Source organism: Catellatospora sichuanensis (assembly GCF_007483665.1).
Lineage (GTDB): Bacteria > Actinomycetota > Actinomycetes > Mycobacteriales > Micromonosporaceae > Catellatospora > Catellatospora sichuanensis.
The window spans coordinates 106,894-122,003 of record NZ_VIQO01000026.1; the positions used below are offsets into that span (position 1 = coordinate 106,894).

Below are 15,110 nucleotides of genomic sequence, written 5' to 3' on the forward strand. Positions count from 1 at the left end.
CAGGGGTGCGCCCCCGCCCCGCACATGATCGAAGCCCCGTCCATGCCGGTCCACGGCATGGACGGGGCTTCGGCCGGTGGGACTCAGCCGCCCAGCTCGCGCTTGCGGCGCAGCAGCGCGCCGCGCAACGCCCGGGCCCGGACGAGGTTGCCCGCCGCGACCATGAGCAGCACCACGACCATCAGGTATGCAGCCCAGTGCACTCCGCCACGGGTCAGCGCCACCAGCGCGGTCAGCCCCGCGAGCAGGCCGGATGCGGCCAGCGCGAGCCAGCCGGCGATCACGCGGTCGAGCGCGAACAGCGGCGTACGCCGGGACAGCACCCAGCTGCCGTAACCGGCCCAGCCCAGCCCGACCAGCACCAGCGCCCCGAAGGCGAGCTGCGTGCGCAACGGCAACACCGGCTCGCTCAGCCACAGCAGGCCGACGAACGCGGCCCCGAGCAGGCCGCCGAGCAGCGCGACGGTGGTGGCCACCCGGCGGCGCAACGACAGCGGGCCGGACAGTCGGGAGATGAGTTCGTCGGCGTTCACGGGCGGCCTTCCTTCCGGTTCATTTCCTCGCGCAGCAGGCGCCGCGCACGGGACAGGCGGGACTTGACCGTGCCGACGGGTACGTCGCAGATCAGCGCGCACGTCTCCAGCGGCAGGTCCTCGAGATGGAAAAGGATCAGCACCTCCCGCTCCCGGGCCGGCAGCGCCGCCAGCCCGGCCACCAGCTCAGCCCGGTCCACCAGCGCGTCTGCGGGATCGGGTGACACCGGCTCGGCATCGGTCGCGATCTCGGGCCGGGCGTACTCGGCCCGCAGCCGGTTGGTCACCGCCCGCCGCGCGATCGTGAACAGCCACGGCGTGAACCGCTCCGGCTGCCGCAGCCCCGGCAGCCCGCGCACCACGGCGAGCCACACCTCCTGCGTCACGTCGTCGGCCTCGGCCGGGCCGATCATGCGCCGCACGTATCCCCACACCGGCGCGTGCCAGGCCCGCACCAGCTCCGCGAGCGCGTCCCGCTCACCGAGCCGGCAGCGGACCACCAGCAGCTCGTCACTACTCATGCCTGCCTCCTCGCCCAGCACAGTCGCCGGACGGGACGTCCAGGTTCACGCCATCGCCGTGAGAAAAACCGAAGCTCCGCCCATGCTGCCAGAGCAGCACGGACGGAGCTCCGGACACGCGACCGGGGACCTTCGGACGCGGGTCGGCCAGGGCGCGGGGTCAGGCCGCGACGAGGCCCAGCATCTGCTTGATCTGCTCGGTGCGAGACAGGGTGATCCGGTTGGCGAGGTCCTTGACCTGCGCGTTGATGCCGCTGTCGGTCTCCATGCGGGCCATCTCGACGGCATTGTGCTGGTGGCCGATCAGCAGGTTCAGGAACGTCGTCTGGAACTGCGCGCCGCTCGCCTTGCGCAGCGCCGCCATCTCGTCCGCGCCGGTGATCGGCAGGCCACCGTGCGAAGCGTGCGCGTTCGGGTCATGGCCGGCGGTGGTCGGCTCGCCCCAGGTGTTCAGCCAGCCCTGCATGACCTCCAGCTCCGTGGTCTGGGTGACCTCGATCGCGCCCGCGAGCATCGCCACCTCCTCGCTGGTCCCGCGGGTACGGGCGAGTTTGACCATCTCCAGGCCCTGCGTGTGGTGGGTGACCATCATCTGCAGGAACATCACGTCGGTCGCGTTGAACGTCGCGTCGGCCACCGGCGCGGCGGGCGGCTGGTAGGCCGCCGGTTCGGGCGCGGCGGTGCCGCAGGCGGCCAGCAGGGCGAGCGCGGCGGTGGCCAGCGCGATCCGGATCTTTCTCATCGGCGTGGTCCTGTTCGGAGGGGGCGTGTTCGCCGGGGTGGTGTACGCGGGAAGGTCGAGTCCACAGCCGCGGTCAGGAGCGCGGCGAACAGCGCTGCGGGACGGTCGCCGACCGGCGGGCGAGGCGCGGCAGGCGGGGCCGAGCGACGGCCGGTCGGAGCGGCGGGGTGGTGACCGGCGGGCCGCACGGGGGAACGGCCCGCCGGAGTCCGTCAGATCGGCAGCCAGAGCGCGAGCGTGTAGTACGACGGCTCCCAGGTGACGATCGAGCTGTGCGACTGCCGGCAGCGGTAGCGCACGCCCTGGTAGGTCACCTCGTCACCGGTCCGGTAGGTCCGCCCAGGGGCCCACTCGGCACCGGTGGGCGCGCCGGGCGCGGTGCCGGTCGGGCGGGCCGTCGGCGACGCGGCCGGGCTCGACGGCCGCACCGTCGGGCGGGCGCTCGGGCGCGCGGTCGGCGACGCGGTGGGCCGGGCCGTCGGCGACGGCGCGGCGGTCGGCGACGGGGCCGGGCCGCCCCCGCCGATCTGCAGGTCGATGCAGTTGTAGAAGGCCATCGGGGTATCGCCGATGTTCCAGATCGCCAGCAGGGTCTGCCGGCCGCTGAACCCGGCCAGGCTCACCTGGTGTGACACGGTCGCGTTCGGCTGGCGGCCGCCGTCTTCGAAGAACGCGATCCGCCTGCCCCCGATGAAGTACTCCCAACTGCTGGTGGAGTGCCGGGCGGTGAGCACCCAGTTGAAGGTGACCGAGGAGCCGACCGAGGTCGCGGGCCAGTTGCGGCCGTTGTCGTTCAGCACGGCGAACTGTGCCAGGCCGCCGTGGCAGTTGCGCTGCCCCTTCGGGCCCTCGACGCTCTGCGGCTCGTACTGGATCGGGCCGCAGTCGCCGACCCTGCCCGACGCGCACAGCGCCTGGCGGCTCGGGGGCGACGAGACGTACCCGTGGGCGGACGCGGGCGAGGCGACCGCCAGTGACGCGGTCACGAGACCCAGCGCCACCAGCGGGTAGGCGACCAGTCTTCGCATGGGATGAACTCCGTTCCTGCCGGGGGCACGCACACGGCCGGCAGCCCGGCTGACGGGGCGGCGGCGTGCGGCGGCGACCGCGGTGCACGGCCGATGACCGGAACGCTACGGAGAACTCCCTTGTGGAGACCTTAAACGCCCCACAAGATCCGCATAAACCTCGGCCGGACCCGGTTGTCTTCCCGACTCGCGCCGCAGCGCGGCGGGGCGCGGAAGGGTGACATCGGTGCGGATCGGTTTGCGGGCCGCCGGGGCGGGTAGAGCCACGGAATGGGCAGACTGCTGGGCGCCCGGTACCAGGTCGACGAGGAGATCGGGCACGGTGGCATGGCCACCGTCTGGAGTGGACGCGATCTGCGCCTGCGCCGCCCGGTCGCGGTGAAGATCCTGGACCCCGCGCGATTCGCCGACACCGCGACACGACAGCGCTTCTGGCGTGAGGCGCAGGCCGTTGCCGCGCTGCCGCACCCGCACATCGTCGCGGTGTACGACGTCGCGGTCGAAACCGACGACGCCTACGTGGTGATGGAACTGGTCGACGGGCCCAGCGTGCACACCCTGCTGCAGGACGGCCCGCTGCACCGCGACCAGGCCGTCGGCATCGCCGTGCAGACGTGCGCCGCGCTGGCCGCCGCGCACTCCGCCGGCATCGTGCACCGCGACGTGACCGCGGCCAACCTGCTGGTCAACTCGTCGGGCATGGTCAAGGTGTGCGACTTCGGCATCGCGGCGTGGCAGGAGGCGGCGTACCCGTCACTGGTCGCGGGCACCCGCGGCTACACCGCGCCCGAACAGGCCGCGGGCGGCCCGGTCGACGCGCGCACCGACGTGTTCGGGCTGGGCTGCTCGCTGTATGCGATGCTCACCGGTGCCCCGCCGCCGGCCGGGCACGACGGCGACGGCGTACGCGACGATCTACTGCGCGCCGGTGTGCCCACGCAGCTCGCGGAACTCACCGGTCGGCTGACCGCGGCCGACCCCGGGCAGCGGCCGGGCAGCGCCGAGCAGGTCGCCGCGCAGCTGCTGACCATCGGCGAGGCGATCGTGCCCGACCCGTACGCGACCGCCCAGCTGTCGGACACCCTCATCTCGGCGCCGGTGTCGCCGTCCGTGGCCCGGTCGGCGCCGGGCACGCTGGTCGGGGTGGCCTCGGTGCCACCTCCCCCGCCCGCCCGGCCCTCGCGCGCCGCCAGATCCGCCCGGCCTGACCGGCCCGACCGCTGGCTGCGCCCGGTGCTGTGGGGCACCGCGGCCGTGGTGGCCATTGTGGCCGGGCTCATGCTCATCGTGCTCGCCTCCGCCGGCGCGCCGGCCGGCAACGCCGCCGTGGCGGGGCCGTCGAACGCGACCGCCAAGTCGAACGCGGCGAGCACCACCGGGCCCGCCGCGCCCAAGCCCTCGGCGGCCCGCCCCGCCGACCCGCTGGTGCAGCTGCGGCAGGAGATCGACCGGCTGGCCCACACGGGCGGCATCGCCGGCAAGGACGCCGCCGAGCTGCGCAAGCAGATCCAGGACATCGAGAAGCGGCTGCGCCGCGACGGCGACGGCGACGCCGCCGACGAGGCCCGGGAGCTGCTGGCCAAGCTGCGCGACATGCGCGGCGACGGTGACCTGTCGGATGGCGCGTACGGGGTGCTGGAACCGATCGTGGGCCGCCTCGCCGACACCCTCGCCGACGGCGAGACCTGAGCCGCGGCGTGGACCGGTCAGTCCGGGATCGCGGACACGACCACGGCGCAGACCGGCAGCGGCATCTCGGCGTCGGCGCGTGAGATCCACACCTGGACACCTGTGCCGGGCAGGTCCAGCAGCGCCTCACCGTCGACAACGGTATGCCCGCCCGCGAGCAACGCCTGCCTGACGTCGTCGAGCACCGCGGGATATGGCGGTTTCAGGTCGACGCCGTGATAGTCGACCCGGTCCGCCTTCGTCACGAAGATCCGCCGGACCAGACCGTCCGGACCGTACTCCACGACCAGCCCGTCCTCCCAGAAGTGGTCCTCTTCGGGCTCCCGCGAGCCCGGGGGGAGCGTCCAGCTCATACCGCCGTTGAGTTTGCGGCGTACATCCGCCCGCGGCTCGCCCAGCCGCACCGGCCCCACCCCGACCCCACTGACAACCTGGTACACCCGCCCCGGCGCGCTCGCTCTCTCGCCCGCGGGGAACTCGTTCAGGTCGTTGACGTCCATCACGCGACCGGGCCCGAACGCGGACACCGCCTCCACTGGGGCGTCCGGTTCAGAGGAGGGCACGTAGAGGGCGATGCTGTGCTCGGCGAAGGTGCAGCCGGAGCTGTCCTCCACCAGGTCGACACCGATCCCGCGCAGCGCCGCCATCACCTCGGCCGCCGGACCGGCCAGGGGCACGCCCCGATAGGTGACACCGTCCGGGTCCGGGATCTCGATGAGGTACAGGCCCTCCTCCGGCGAGCAGGTCACCAGCGCTGATCCGTTGGCTGGCTGGTCGGTCAGGTGCTCCGAATACCCGCCACGCCGAAACCCGCTGGACGGGCCCAGCAGCGCCCGCAGCTCGGCGCGTGCCATACCGAACCGCAGCGGCCCGACGCCTGCGCCTGGCTCGACTTCCCAGCGCCGATCGTTCACCGGGCGCACCCTATCGGAGCCGGCGGGCGGGGCACGCCACCTGGATCGTCCTAGGAGGATGGGGCGGTGTCGTGGGCCCGGGTGGCGATGGCGGCGGCGACCAGGCGGGCGGCGGGGCTGGGTTCGTGGCGGCCGCGGCGGTGCATCAGGTCCAGGCGACGGGCGCCGACCAGCGGGGTGGTGATGGCACGGACCGCCGGATGCTCCTCGGGCAGGGCCAGCGCGGGCACCACGGCGGCGGCCAGGCCGGCCGCGACCACAGCGAGCGCGGCGGGGAACTCCAGGCACTCGTGCCGGCGGTCCAGGGTCAGGCCGTGCTGGGCGCACACCCGGTCGAGCACGCGGCGCACCGCGGTGTCGGGCGGCCCGTCGACCCAGGGCCGTTCCCGCAGCACGGCGAGGTCGGTGACCGCACCCCAGCGGCGCGGCACCACGATCCGGTACGGATCGTCGAACAGCTTCACCGTGCGCAGCCCGGCCGGGTCGCGAGCGGGAGCGGCCGCGTCGGACTCCGTGATCAGCAGATCCAGTTCGCCGGTACGCAGCGCGGCCCGCCCCGGCTCCGGCTCGTACTGGCGGATGCGCAGCGTGACCGCGGGCGTGCTGGTGACGAGGTCTTCGGCCACCGGGACCACCAGGTGCCGGATCGCGGTCGGGAACGCCCCGACGAGCACCGGCCCGGCCACCTGCCCGGTGAACGCGGCCAGCTCGTGTTCGGCGGCGGCCAGCACCTGGCCGAGCTTCGCGGCGTGGCCTGCCAGCATCCGCCCGGCCGGGGTCAGCCCGGCGGCGCGCCGCCCGCCCAGCTGCGAGCGGTCCAGCAGGGTGACCCCGGTCTCCGCCTCCAGCCGCGCGATGTGCTGCGACACCGCCGACGGGGTCAGGTGCAGCACGGATGCGGCGGCGAGCACGCCGCCCGCGTCGGCGACGGCGCGCAGCACGGCGAGGCGGCGCGGGTCGATCTGCATTCAGTCAGGCTACATGCCGCATGAAGAGATCGTCGCTTGTGCTGTATGCCAAGCACGGCGGACCATGGAGGCATGACCGAGTACCGGGCGTCGTTCGACGCGGACGTGACCTTCCTCAACGGCGGCGGGATGCAGGCCCAGGGCTTCCGCCTCGATGTGCCCGGCCCGGACGTCACCGCCGACGACCTGGCCGGACTGTTCGTCGGCCACCTCGGCCTGCTGATGGTGGACCAGGTGCGGCTGTCCGGCGTCGAGGTCTTCGCCGAGGCGCACAAGGGCTCCCGCGGCGGCCCGGCCGCGGACGCCGCCACCGGGCAGGGCACCCGGCTGGTCGACCTGAGCCACGTCATCGAGGCCGGCATGACCACCTACCCCGGGCTGCCCGGGCCGGAGATCCTCCCGCACCTGACCCGCGCCGACTCGCGCAGCGTCTACGCCGAGGGCACCGAGTTCACCATCGACCGCATCACCATGGTCAGCAACACCGGCACCTACGTGGACAGCCCGTTCCACCGGTACGAGGGCGGCGTCGACCTGGCCGGGCTGCCCCTGGAATCGCTGGCCGACCTACCCGTCGTCGTGGTCCGGCTGACCGGCTCGACCGAGCGGGCGATCACCGCGCAGACCCTCGCGCCCTACGACGTGGCCGGGCGGGCGGTGCTGCTGCACACGGGCTGGGACCGGCACTGGCGCACCGCCGGGTACGGGGCTGCCGCGCCGTACCTGGCCGAGGACGGCGCGAAGCACCTGGCCGACGCCGGGGCCAAGCTGGTCGGCATCGACAGCGTCAACATCGACTGCACCGACGGCAAGACCCGGCCCGCGCACTCGATCCTGCTGCACGCGGGCATTCCGGTGCTGGAACACCTGACCGGCCTCGGCGAGCTGCCCGTGCACGGCGCCCGCCTGCACGCGGTGCCCGCCCCGGTGCGCGACTTCGGCACGTTCCCCGTGCGGGCGTACGCGCTGGTGCCGCGATGAGCACCCGCGACTGTGGGACCCGGCCGTGAGCGTCGACGTGCTCGTCGAGGTCTTCGGTTGGCTGGGCGCGGCCGCGCTGCTGCTCGCGTACGGGCTGCTGTCCAGCGGGCGCATCGCCGCCGGGACGACGTACCAGTTGCTGAACCTGGCGGGCGCGGTCGCGCTCGCGGTCAACGGCATCGTGCATCGCGCCCTGCCGTCCGTGGCCGTCAACGTCGTCTGGCTCGTCATCGGCCTCGCCGCGCTGCGCGGCCTCGCCGGCCGCCGACACGCCCACCGCCGCACGGAAGCCCACGACGAGCCTGCTCAACCGGGCCGCTGAGTTTGGAAGGGCACCTTCTATAACGCGGAGCGTTAAGAAGGTGCCCTTCCTTCGTTCAGGGTGGCGCGGGTGGTGAGGTGGCGGCGTTCGGGGAGGTTGGTGGCCAGGGCGGCGGCGGCGCGGTAGGCCGTGGCGGCCGCCTGGTGGTCGCCGGCCTGTTCGAGCAGGTGGGCTCGGGTGGCCAGGAGGCGGTGGTGGTTGGTCATGCGGGAGTCGGTCTCGAGGGTGGCGAGCAGATCCAGGCCGGCTCGGGGGCCGTGGACGTGGCCTACGGCGACGGCGCGGTTGAGGGTGACGGCGGGGCTGGGGGCGACCTGTTCGAGTAGGCCGTACAGGGCGAGGATCTGGGGCCAGTCGGTGTCGGTCATGGTGGGGGCCTCGTCGTGGACGGCGGCGATGGCGGCCTGGAGCTGGTAGGGGCCGACCGCGCCGCGCGGCAGGGCCTCGGTGAGCAGGGCCACGCCCTCGGCGATGCGGGCCTGATCCCAGCGGGTGCGGTCCTGGTCGGCCAGGGGCACCAGGCTGCCGTCGGGCATCGTGCGGGCGGGGCGGCGGGCGTCGGTGAGCAGCATCAGGGCGAGCAGGCCGGCCACCTCGGCGTCGTCGGGCAGCAGCCGGTGCAGCCAGCGGGTCAGCCGGATCGCCTCGTCGGACAGCTGCGGCGCGGTGAGGTCGGGGCCGGCCGTGGTGGCGTACCCCTCGTTGAAGATCAGGTAGAGCACCTGGAGCACGGCGCGCAGCCGGTCGGCGCGGTCGGCGGCGGCGGGCATCGCGAACGACGCACCCGCCGCCTTCACGCTCGCCTTCGCCCGGCTGATCCGCTGCGCCATGGTCGCCGTCGGCACCAGGAACGCCGTGGCGATCTGCTCGGTGCTCAGACCGCCGACCGCGCGCAGGGTCAGCGCGACCTGGCTCGGCGCGGCCAGCGCCGGATGGCAGCACAGGAACAGCAGAGTCAGCGAGTCGTCGCGGTCGGGCACGGCGTCGGCGGGCGCACCGAGCAGCGCCGACTGCGGCGTCGCCAGCGCGATCGCGTCCTCGCGGCGGCGGCGCGCCGACTCGCTGCGCACCTCGTCCAGCAGGCGGTGCGAGCCGACGGTGATCAGCCAGCCGCGCGGGTTGTCCGGCAGTCCGTCGACCGGCCACTTCTGGGCCGCGACCAGCAGCGCCTCCTGCACCGCGTCCTCGCAGGCGTCGAACATGCCGTAGCGGCGCACCAGCGCGCCGAGGACCTGCGGCGCGAGTTCGCGCAGCAGCTCCTCGACGCGCCGGTCGGCGATCACAGGTCGTTGCCCGGTGCCTCGTGCAGCACCGGCCACAGCTCGACCGGGTCCTGGTCAGCCCACGGCATGTCTGCCGCGATCTCCTCCGCGCGCTGCTGGCTGGCGCAGTCGAGCAGGTAGAAGCTCGCGACGTACTCCTTGGTCTCCAGGTAGGGGCCGTCGGTCACCGCGGGCAGCCCGTCGGCGCGGCGCACCAGCTTCGCCGCGGCGGCGTCGGCCAGCCCGTACGCGCCCAGCAGCTCGCCGGTCTCCTTGTACTTGACGTTCCAGGCATCCTGCTTGGCGATCTCCGCCGGGAAGATCTCCGGCGGGATCGAGGCCCACTTCTCCTGGTTGCCGTAGATCATCAGCAGGTACTTCATCGTGGTCTTCCCTCCGGTCCGGCAGGCCCCGTCGGCCTGCCCTCACCTCACGGACGGAGCCGGCGCGCCGGTCTCGACATCCGCCCCGGAATTCTTCCAAGATTTTTTGCCGCGCTCCGGCCGATCAGGGTTTCCGCAGGTCGTAGCGCCAGTCGTTGCTGACCATCGCGCGGCCCGGCGGGAACTCGAAGTCGTACGGCCCGACCAGCTCGAACCCGGCCTTGCGGCAGATCGCGTTCGACGGCAGGTTGTCCACCCCCGGGTACGCGTGCAGCCAGCGATGCCGCCCGTCAGCCCGCGCCGCCTCGATCAGCGCCCGCGCCGCCGCGACGGCCAGGCCCCGGCCCTGGAACTCCGGCAGCACGCTCCAGCCCGTCTCGTACACCTGCTCGCCCTGCCACTCCCGGTCCCAGTGGCCGATGGTGCCGACCGGCTCCCCGGTCGCCGCCAGCGCGACCCGGAACATGCGGCCGTTCGGCAGCGCCAGGTAGCGCTGGTGGCGCGACAGCACCTTCTCCTCGGTCTCCGGGCCGCCGAGGTGCTTCTTCATGTCGGGCGTGTTGATCCGGCGCAGCAGTTCGAGATCGTCGGCGGACCAGGCGACGAGGCGTACCAGTTGATCAGTCACGCCGTCCACCCTGCCTCAACCCTGCGACATCGGCTACATGGCCGCCTTTGCCAGCGCCGCCGCAGAGCTGACCACGAGCGCGCCGAGCACCATGCGCCGGAACGTGCCCGCGTCGAACCGGGCGAACAGCCGGTTGCCCGCCCACCCGCCCAGCGCCGCCGCCGGCAGGCCGACCGCGGCGACCAGCACGGCCCGCGTGCCGAGCAGGCCCGCCAGCAGGAAACCGGCCACCGCGACCGGCGACACCGCGGCGAAGATCAGCGCCAGTGTGGCCCGGAACGCCCGCGGCTCGAGCCGCATCGCCTGCAGGGCTGCCACCAGCGGCGGGCCGTTGGTGGCGGTGGCCGTGGTGAGCACCCCGGACAGCAGGCCCGCGCCGCGCAGGGTCCAGCCGCCCGGCGCGATGTGCCAGCCCCGCCAGACCACCACCGTGCAGCCCAGCGTCACCAGCGCGATCACGGCGACCAGCGCGCCAGAGGGCAGCAGCCGCAGCGCCAGCACGCCCAGCGGCAGCCCCGCCAGGACCCACAGCAGCAGCCGCCGCGACGCACCGACGTCGATGTGGCGGCGGTGCCCGTACGCGTTGACGGCGTTGAGGCAGAAGCTCACCATCGTGGCGGCGACCACGGCCGGCTGCGGATCGACGATCATCGCCAGCAGCGGCACGGCGACCAGGGAGAAGCCGAAGCCCGAGATGGCCTGGGCGAATGCCGCCAGGGTGATCACCGCGAAGGCGAGCAGGTACAGGGTCACGGGCGGCACCGTACCCGCAGCGTCACCCCGCCCACGCACCCCGTGAACAGAATGTGAACCAGTCCCCAGCCCCCGACCTGGCCGGCAGCGGCCGCGGCGGGCCGAAAACTCGGAGGACGTCGACCGTGATCACTGTTACCGTCGCCGCCATGACAACGCTGGTTCAGGTCGACCTGAGATCCGGAGACCGGATGCTGACGTGCTGGGTGGAGCCCAAGGTCAGAGTCGGTGACCGGATCACGCTGAAGAGCTCCGAGGAGCCGCACCGCCACTGGGACGTGCTCCGCGTCGGAGCACCGCACGCCTCCACCGACATCAAGCGCGGCTGGAACGGCGACCTCAAGCGCGGCTGGCGGGCAGCCTCGGCTTGACGAGCACTGTTCTGGTGCCATGACCTGCGGTCGGACCGCAGGTCATGGCACCAGACGACGATCAAGCCGGTCGCTCAGGGCCGCTTGGCGGGCATCGTGTGCGCGGGGTCGGGTGCGGACGAGGGCTGCGGGTCGGCGGGGTTGGCGCGCTGGTTGCGGGCCCGCTTGCGGCGCGACTTGTTCGAGCCGTTGTGGAACATCTCCACCGGCTCCTCGATGACCGGGTACTCGTCCTCCAGCACCTCCGGCACGGCATGCACGGCGGCCCCGGCTTCCTCCCGCTGCACCCCCACCACTACCTGCTCATGATCCACGGCCGCGACCTCCGCCGCGACGGCATCGCCGCAGGCGGCGTCCACCGGCACGGCAGCCCGGCCGTCCGCGGGCACGGGACCGGCGGTTTGGGCATCCGCTGACGCGGGAACGGGCGCTTCGGGCTCGACGTCGCGTTCGGCTTCGAGATCCGGCGTGAAGTCCAGGTCCGAGCCGGCCTCGACCACGGCCGGCACCTGCTCGACGGCGCCCTTGCGGGTCGCCCCGGCCACCGGCCGGCGCTTCGTCGCGGACGCGACCGCGAACAGCTCCCGCATCCCGGCGGTCTCGCGCGGCTCGGGCTCCGGCTCGGCGCCCGCGGCGACCTCGGCCAGGACGGTCGCGACGAGTTCGTCCTTGTCGTGCTTGCGGCGGTGGGCCAGCGCCAGCTCGTAGTCCCGCTTGGCCTGGTACGCCTCGTCCTCGGTCTTCTGCCGGACCTCGCGCGCCTCCTCGTACGCCTTGCGCAGCACCTCGAAGGCGGTCCGGCGCAGCGTCTCGGCCTCCCGCTCGGCCATTCGCAGGATCGCCTGCACGCGGGGGCCGACGCCGGCCAGCGGCCGCGCCTCGGCGAGTTCGGAGGTCAGTTTGGAGATCTCGATCCGGGCGGCACCGAGCTGGTTCTCCGCGACGGACAGCCGTTGGATCTCGGCGGCGAGCCGGCGCATGCGCCTGGCGGTGTCCTCGACGTAGGCGTCCACCTCGTCCATGGAGTATCCCCACAGCGCGGTCGTGAACAAGTCCTCACTGCGCACCTGGTCAGCGGCGGTACGAGCCATGACGTAAGCCTAGGCAACGACCCCTGCTCCGCCGGACCGAATCCGGTGATTCGCGCATTCCGGTCAGGACCAGTTTGAAGATCGTCCGACTTGCCGGGCACACGGGCGAAACCGAGCTCAAGATACGCACACCTGCCAGGCAAATCGGGCGACCTGCGCGTCGCAGGTCAGGCGCGCCAGTGGGCGCGCATCGTCTGCACGGCGGACGTGAACTTCGGCCGGTCCAGCACCGCGCCGCGGTGCGCACCGACAGCCACCGGCTCGTCGAAGAACCTGGCAGGCAGGCTCCCGGCGGGCACGCCGAGCCGGTCGTTGATCTCCTGCTGGGCACGCAGCCGGTCCCGGCCGAGGGCGAACACCTGCTCCGGGGTGATAGGACGGCCGGAGGTGGCCCGCACCAGTTCGCAGACGCGGTCGAGGGTGAGCGGGCGGGTGGGGGTGCTGGCGAACGGGCAGATCAGCAGCGCGTCCAGGCCGCTCCACAGGTCGGCCAGGCGCAGCGTGCGCGCGACGTCCAGGGTGGAGGCAGGCGCGGGCACGGACACCCCGATCCGCTCGGCCTCGTCGAAGCAGTGCGGCAGGCCGTACACCGGGTCGAAGTCGAGGTCGTGCTCGACAGCGTCGTAGCGCGGGCCGATCGGCGCGGCCGCGTACATCAGGCCCAGGCCGGGCTGGCTGCGCGGGTCGAACGGCGGCAGCTCGACGCCGCGGCTGGTCATGGCCAGCTCCGGCGCACCGATCCGGGCGGCCAGCGCGGCCGCGCCCTCCCCCAGCGGGTGCCCCGGACGGGCGGCCAGCTCGACCAGCTCGACCAGCAGTTCCGCGGCCCCGAACCCGGCTCCGGCGGGCAGCTCGGCGGCCGGCCAGGACGGCAAGCCCCGCTGGGCGGCCTCGAACACGCAGGCCAGGGTGCCGCCGAGGGACACCGGATCGAGGCCCAGATCCTGGCAGCGGGCATTGGCGGCGAGGATCGCGCCAAGGTCGCCGATGCCGAGGTTCGGGCCGAGCATCGCCACGGCCTCCTGGTGCAGGCCCGCGCCGGCATACCCCTTGACGCAGTCGTTGGGGCAGCCGGGGCAGCCGCCACCGGACCAGCTCAGGAACTCCGCGTAGCGGTCAGGGTGCAGGCCGGGCCAGGACGCGGGCGCGGTGGCGGTGTCGGCGAAGTTGCGCACCGCGGCCGCGCCGGGTTCGGTCGAGGTGCCCGGCCAGGCCCCGAATCCCGGGGCCGCGAGCTGCCAGCCCGCCAGCGGGTGGTCCGGCATCTCCTTGCGGTACGCGGTGAACAGCGCCTGCGCCGCGAGCACATCGTGCGGCCACGGAGCGCGCCCCTCGGCACGGCCGTCGGACGGCACGCAGACCACGGCCTTGATCCGGCGGGCCCCGAGCACCGCCCCGAACCCGAGCCGGGGCAGCGGGAACGACCGGCAGGTGACCACAGCGGCGTAGCGCACACCGGCCTCCCCCGCCGGCCCGATCACGGCGACGGCGGCACCACGCCCGTGCCGGGCCAGCAGCGTGTCGGTGGCCTGCCCGGTCTCCATCCCCCACAGCTCGCCCGCCGGGAGCACGGTGGCGCGTCCGGTCTCGACGACCACATACGACGGCTGATCCGCGGCCCCGGTCAGGCTGATGCCGGTGATGCCCGCCGCGCGCATGCCCGCCGCGTACGGGCCCTCGGCCCGGGTCTCGGCGACCGCACCGGACAGCGGCGAGACGCCTACGGCTGCGCAACGGGCCGTGCCGACCGCGCCCAACCCGGCGACGGTGCTGGTGACCAGCGCGACGGGCAGCCGAGGATCGGCCGGGTCGGCCGGGCCGTCCAGCGCCTTGCGCAACGTGGACAGTGCCTGCAGCGGCCCGCCCCAGCCGAGTTCGGGCTCGCGGTACTGGCCGCCGCTGCTCAGGTCGACATGCAGGTAAGTCATGCCGGCAGCGGGGCGTCGGGGCGCAGCAGGCCCTCGTCGACCAGTTCGGCCCACAGCCGGGCGGGCGGCGACGGCAGGGCGAACCACTCGGCGCTGCGTTCGACGTGCCCGGGTCTGCCCGCGCCGACCACGATCGACGCGACGGCGGGGTGCGCGGCGGCGAACGCGAGCGCGGCCTGCGGCAGGGTCACGCCGTGGCGGCGGCAGGCGGTGGCGATGCCCTGCGCGCGGGCGAGGATCTCGGCGGGGGCGGTGCCGTACTCGTACGGCCGGGTCTCGTCGGGCCACTCGACCGCCAGCAGGCCGCTGTTGAACACGCCGACGTTGAGCACCGAGATGCCGCGCTTGACGCACGCGGGCAGGATGTCGTCGAGTGCGGGCTGCTCCAGCAGCGTGTACCGCCCGGCGACCATCAGGGCGTCCACATCGGTCTCGGCGGCGAACCGGGCCAGGATCGCGGGATCCTTGGAGCCGACGCCGATCGCGCCGACGACACCCTCGCGGCGCAGCCCGTCCAGCACCGGGTACGCCTCCCGCAGCGCCTGCTCCGGCTCCGGGCTCTCCTCCGGGTCGTGCATCAGCACGATGTCGACGTGGTCGTGGCCGAGCCGGGCCAGGCTCTCCTCGATGCTGCGGCGCACCCCGGCGGCGCTGTAGTCCCACACCCGCCGCCGGGTCGCGGGCACCGCGAAGCCGTTGGCCATGTCGTCGCCCGCGCCGTCGGGGTCGTCGACGAGGATCCGGCCGACCTTCGTCGAGATCGCGTACTCGGCGCGCGGGTACCCGGCCAGGGCCCGGCCCAGCCGCTGCTCCGACAGGCCCAGCCCGTAGTGCGGGGCGGTGTCGAAGTAGCGGATGCCCGCCTGCCAGGCCGCGTCGACGGTGGCCGCGGCCTGCTCGTCCGGGACGGCCCGGTAGAGGTTGCCGATGGAGGCCGCGCCGAAGCCGAGCGCGCTGACCGCGACCATGGAGCTGCCGACCGGGTTGGTCATGGTG

The 15,110-nt window shown here is 73.7% G+C and carries 17 protein-coding genes; 4 read left to right on the forward strand and 13 right to left on the reverse strand.

The genetic code is table 11. From position 1 onward, the window contains the following. Positions 1-83 precede the first annotated feature (83 nt). The 4 genes from FLL47_RS32265 to FLL47_RS32280 form a co-directional block, all read right to left on the reverse strand. Positions 84-533, reverse strand: coding sequence for a hypothetical protein (locus FLL47_RS32265; protein ID WP_144126281.1), 450 nt, complete (start codon positions 531-533; stop codon positions 84-86). Next, positions 530-1,054 (reverse strand): RNA polymerase sigma factor, encoded by a 525-nt coding sequence (locus FLL47_RS32270; protein ID WP_144126283.1) that lies wholly within the window; start codon positions 1,052-1,054, stop codon positions 530-532. Before FLL47_RS32270 ends, FLL47_RS32265 begins: the two co-directional genes overlap by 4 nt. A gap of 160 nt (positions 1,055-1,214) precedes the next feature. Further along, the gene (locus tag FLL47_RS32275; protein ID WP_246158934.1) at positions 1,215-1,796 is read right to left on the reverse strand and encodes a DUF305 domain-containing protein; all 582 of its coding nucleotides are present in this window, start codon (positions 1,794-1,796) and stop codon (positions 1,215-1,217) included. 212 nt (positions 1,797-2,008) lie between these two features. Continuing rightward, entirely contained in the window at positions 2,009-2,824 is an 816-nt protein-coding gene (locus FLL47_RS32280) for a lytic polysaccharide monooxygenase (protein WP_144126285.1), read from the reverse strand. A gap of 270 nt (positions 2,825-3,094) precedes the next feature. Here FLL47_RS32280 and FLL47_RS32285 point away from each other — a divergent pair, with 270 nt between their 5' ends. Continuing rightward, positions 3,095-4,513 carry a serine/threonine-protein kinase gene (locus FLL47_RS32285; protein WP_144126287.1) on the forward strand — a complete coding sequence of 473 codons (1,419 nt, stop codon included), beginning with the start codon at positions 3,095-3,097 and terminating at the stop codon, positions 4,511-4,513. Between the two features lie 17 nt (positions 4,514-4,530). Here FLL47_RS32285 and FLL47_RS32290 read toward each other — a convergent pair whose 3' ends face one another. Further along, positions 4,531-5,427 (reverse strand): hypothetical protein, encoded by an 897-nt coding sequence (locus tag FLL47_RS32290; RefSeq protein ID WP_144126289.1) that lies wholly within the window; start codon positions 5,425-5,427, stop codon positions 4,531-4,533. Positions 5,428-5,477: 50 nt separating this feature from the next. Continuing rightward, on the reverse strand, positions 5,478-6,395 hold the full coding sequence (locus FLL47_RS32295; protein ID WP_144126292.1) for a LysR family transcriptional regulator: 918 nt from the start codon (positions 6,393-6,395) through the stop codon (positions 5,478-5,480). A gap of 72 nt (positions 6,396-6,467) precedes the next feature. Between FLL47_RS32295 and FLL47_RS32300 the strand changes: the two genes are divergently transcribed. Both FLL47_RS32300 and FLL47_RS32305 read left to right on the forward strand, forming a co-directional pair. Beyond that, a complete protein-coding gene (locus FLL47_RS32300; RefSeq protein WP_144126295.1) occupies positions 6,468-7,376 on the forward strand; it encodes a cyclase family protein in 909 nt (302 codons plus the stop codon). A 25-nt stretch (positions 7,377-7,401) separates the two neighbouring features. Continuing rightward, entirely contained in the window at positions 7,402-7,698 is a 297-nt protein-coding gene (locus FLL47_RS32305) for a CBU_0592 family membrane protein (RefSeq protein ID WP_186316033.1), read from the forward strand. A gap of 32 nt (positions 7,699-7,730) precedes the next feature. Here FLL47_RS32305 and FLL47_RS32310 read toward each other — a convergent pair whose 3' ends face one another. The 4 genes from FLL47_RS32310 to FLL47_RS32325 all read right to left on the reverse strand — a co-directional run bounded on the left by FLL47_RS32310 (position 7,731) and on the right by FLL47_RS32325 (position 10,724). Beyond that, positions 7,731-8,981, reverse strand: a complete 1,251-nt coding sequence (locus tag FLL47_RS32310; protein WP_222106297.1) for an RNA polymerase sigma factor — start codon at positions 8,979-8,981, stop codon at positions 7,731-7,733. Beyond that, positions 8,978-9,343: a YciI family protein gene (locus tag FLL47_RS32315; protein ID WP_144126298.1), complete on the reverse strand. Its 366-nt coding sequence runs from the start codon at positions 9,341-9,343 to the stop codon at positions 8,978-8,980. Before FLL47_RS32315 ends, FLL47_RS32310 begins: the two co-directional genes overlap by 4 nt. A 124-nt stretch (positions 9,344-9,467) precedes the next feature. Further along, on the reverse strand, positions 9,468-9,971 hold the full coding sequence (locus tag FLL47_RS32320; RefSeq protein WP_246158936.1) for a GNAT family N-acetyltransferase: 504 nt from the start codon (positions 9,969-9,971) through the stop codon (positions 9,468-9,470). A 33-nt stretch (positions 9,972-10,004) separates the two neighbouring features. Next, on the reverse strand, positions 10,005-10,724 hold the full coding sequence (locus FLL47_RS32325) for a sulfite exporter TauE/SafE family protein (RefSeq protein ID WP_186316034.1): 720 nt from the start codon (positions 10,722-10,724) through the stop codon (positions 10,005-10,007). A gap of 149 nt (positions 10,725-10,873) precedes the next feature. Between FLL47_RS32325 and FLL47_RS32330 the strand changes: the two genes are divergently transcribed. Further along, on the forward strand, positions 10,874-11,095 hold the full coding sequence (locus FLL47_RS32330) for a hypothetical protein (RefSeq protein ID WP_144126307.1): 222 nt from the start codon (positions 10,874-10,876) through the stop codon (positions 11,093-11,095). A gap of 74 nt (positions 11,096-11,169) precedes the next feature. On the opposite strand, the gene FLL47_RS32335 is transcribed toward FLL47_RS32330, so the two are convergent. From FLL47_RS32335 to FLL47_RS32345, 3 genes are all read right to left on the reverse strand, one after another. Then, on the reverse strand, positions 11,170-12,186 hold the full coding sequence (locus FLL47_RS32335; protein ID WP_144126310.1) for a DivIVA domain-containing protein: 1,017 nt from the start codon (positions 12,184-12,186) through the stop codon (positions 11,170-11,172). A 167-nt stretch (positions 12,187-12,353) separates the two neighbouring features. Then, positions 12,354-14,114, reverse strand: a complete 1,761-nt coding sequence (locus FLL47_RS32340) for an aldehyde ferredoxin oxidoreductase C-terminal domain-containing protein (protein ID WP_144126313.1) — start codon at positions 14,112-14,114, stop codon at positions 12,354-12,356. Further along, positions 14,111-15,106 carry an aldo/keto reductase gene (locus tag FLL47_RS32345; RefSeq protein ID WP_222106298.1) on the reverse strand — a complete coding sequence of 332 codons (996 nt, stop codon included), beginning with the start codon at positions 15,104-15,106 and terminating at the stop codon, positions 14,111-14,113. The genes FLL47_RS32340 and FLL47_RS32345 overlap by 4 nt, the downstream gene beginning before the upstream one ends. Positions 15,107-15,110: the final 4 nt, after the last annotated feature.

Excerpts from the sequence above, each read along its gene's own strand:
- FLL47_RS32270 (WP_144126283.1), bottom strand. The coding sequence starts at position 1,054 with ATGAGTAGTGACGAGCTGCTGGTGGTCCGCTGCCGGCTCGGTGAGCGG.
- FLL47_RS32275 (WP_246158934.1), bottom strand. The coding sequence starts at position 1,796 with ATGAGAAAGATCCGGATCGCGCTGGCCACCGCCGCGCTCGCCCTGCTG.
- FLL47_RS32280 (WP_144126285.1), bottom strand. The coding sequence starts at position 2,824 with ATGCGAAGACTGGTCGCCTACCCGCTGGTGGCGCTGGGTCTCGTGACC.
- FLL47_RS32285 (WP_144126287.1), top strand. The coding sequence starts at position 3,095 with ATGGGCAGACTGCTGGGCGCCCGGTACCAGGTCGACGAGGAGATCGGG.
- FLL47_RS32295 (WP_144126292.1), bottom strand. The coding sequence starts at position 6,395 with ATGCAGATCGACCCGCGCCGCCTCGCCGTGCTGCGCGCCGTCGCCGAC.
- FLL47_RS32300 (WP_144126295.1), top strand. The coding sequence starts at position 6,468 with ATGACCGAGTACCGGGCGTCGTTCGACGCGGACGTGACCTTCCTCAAC.
- FLL47_RS32315 (WP_144126298.1), bottom strand. The coding sequence starts at position 9,343 with ATGAAGTACCTGCTGATGATCTACGGCAACCAGGAGAAGTGGGCCTCG.
- FLL47_RS32330 (WP_144126307.1), top strand. The coding sequence starts at position 10,874 with ATGACAACGCTGGTTCAGGTCGACCTGAGATCCGGAGACCGGATGCTG.
- FLL47_RS32335 (WP_144126310.1), bottom strand. The coding sequence starts at position 12,186 with ATGGCTCGTACCGCCGCTGACCAGGTGCGCAGTGAGGACTTGTTCACG.
- FLL47_RS32340 (WP_144126313.1), bottom strand. The coding sequence starts at position 14,114 with ATGACTTACCTGCATGTCGACCTGAGCAGCGGCGGCCAGTACCGCGAG.
- FLL47_RS32345 (WP_222106298.1), bottom strand. The coding sequence starts at position 15,106 with ATGACCAACCCGGTCGGCAGCTCCATGGTCGCGGTCAGCGCGCTCGGC.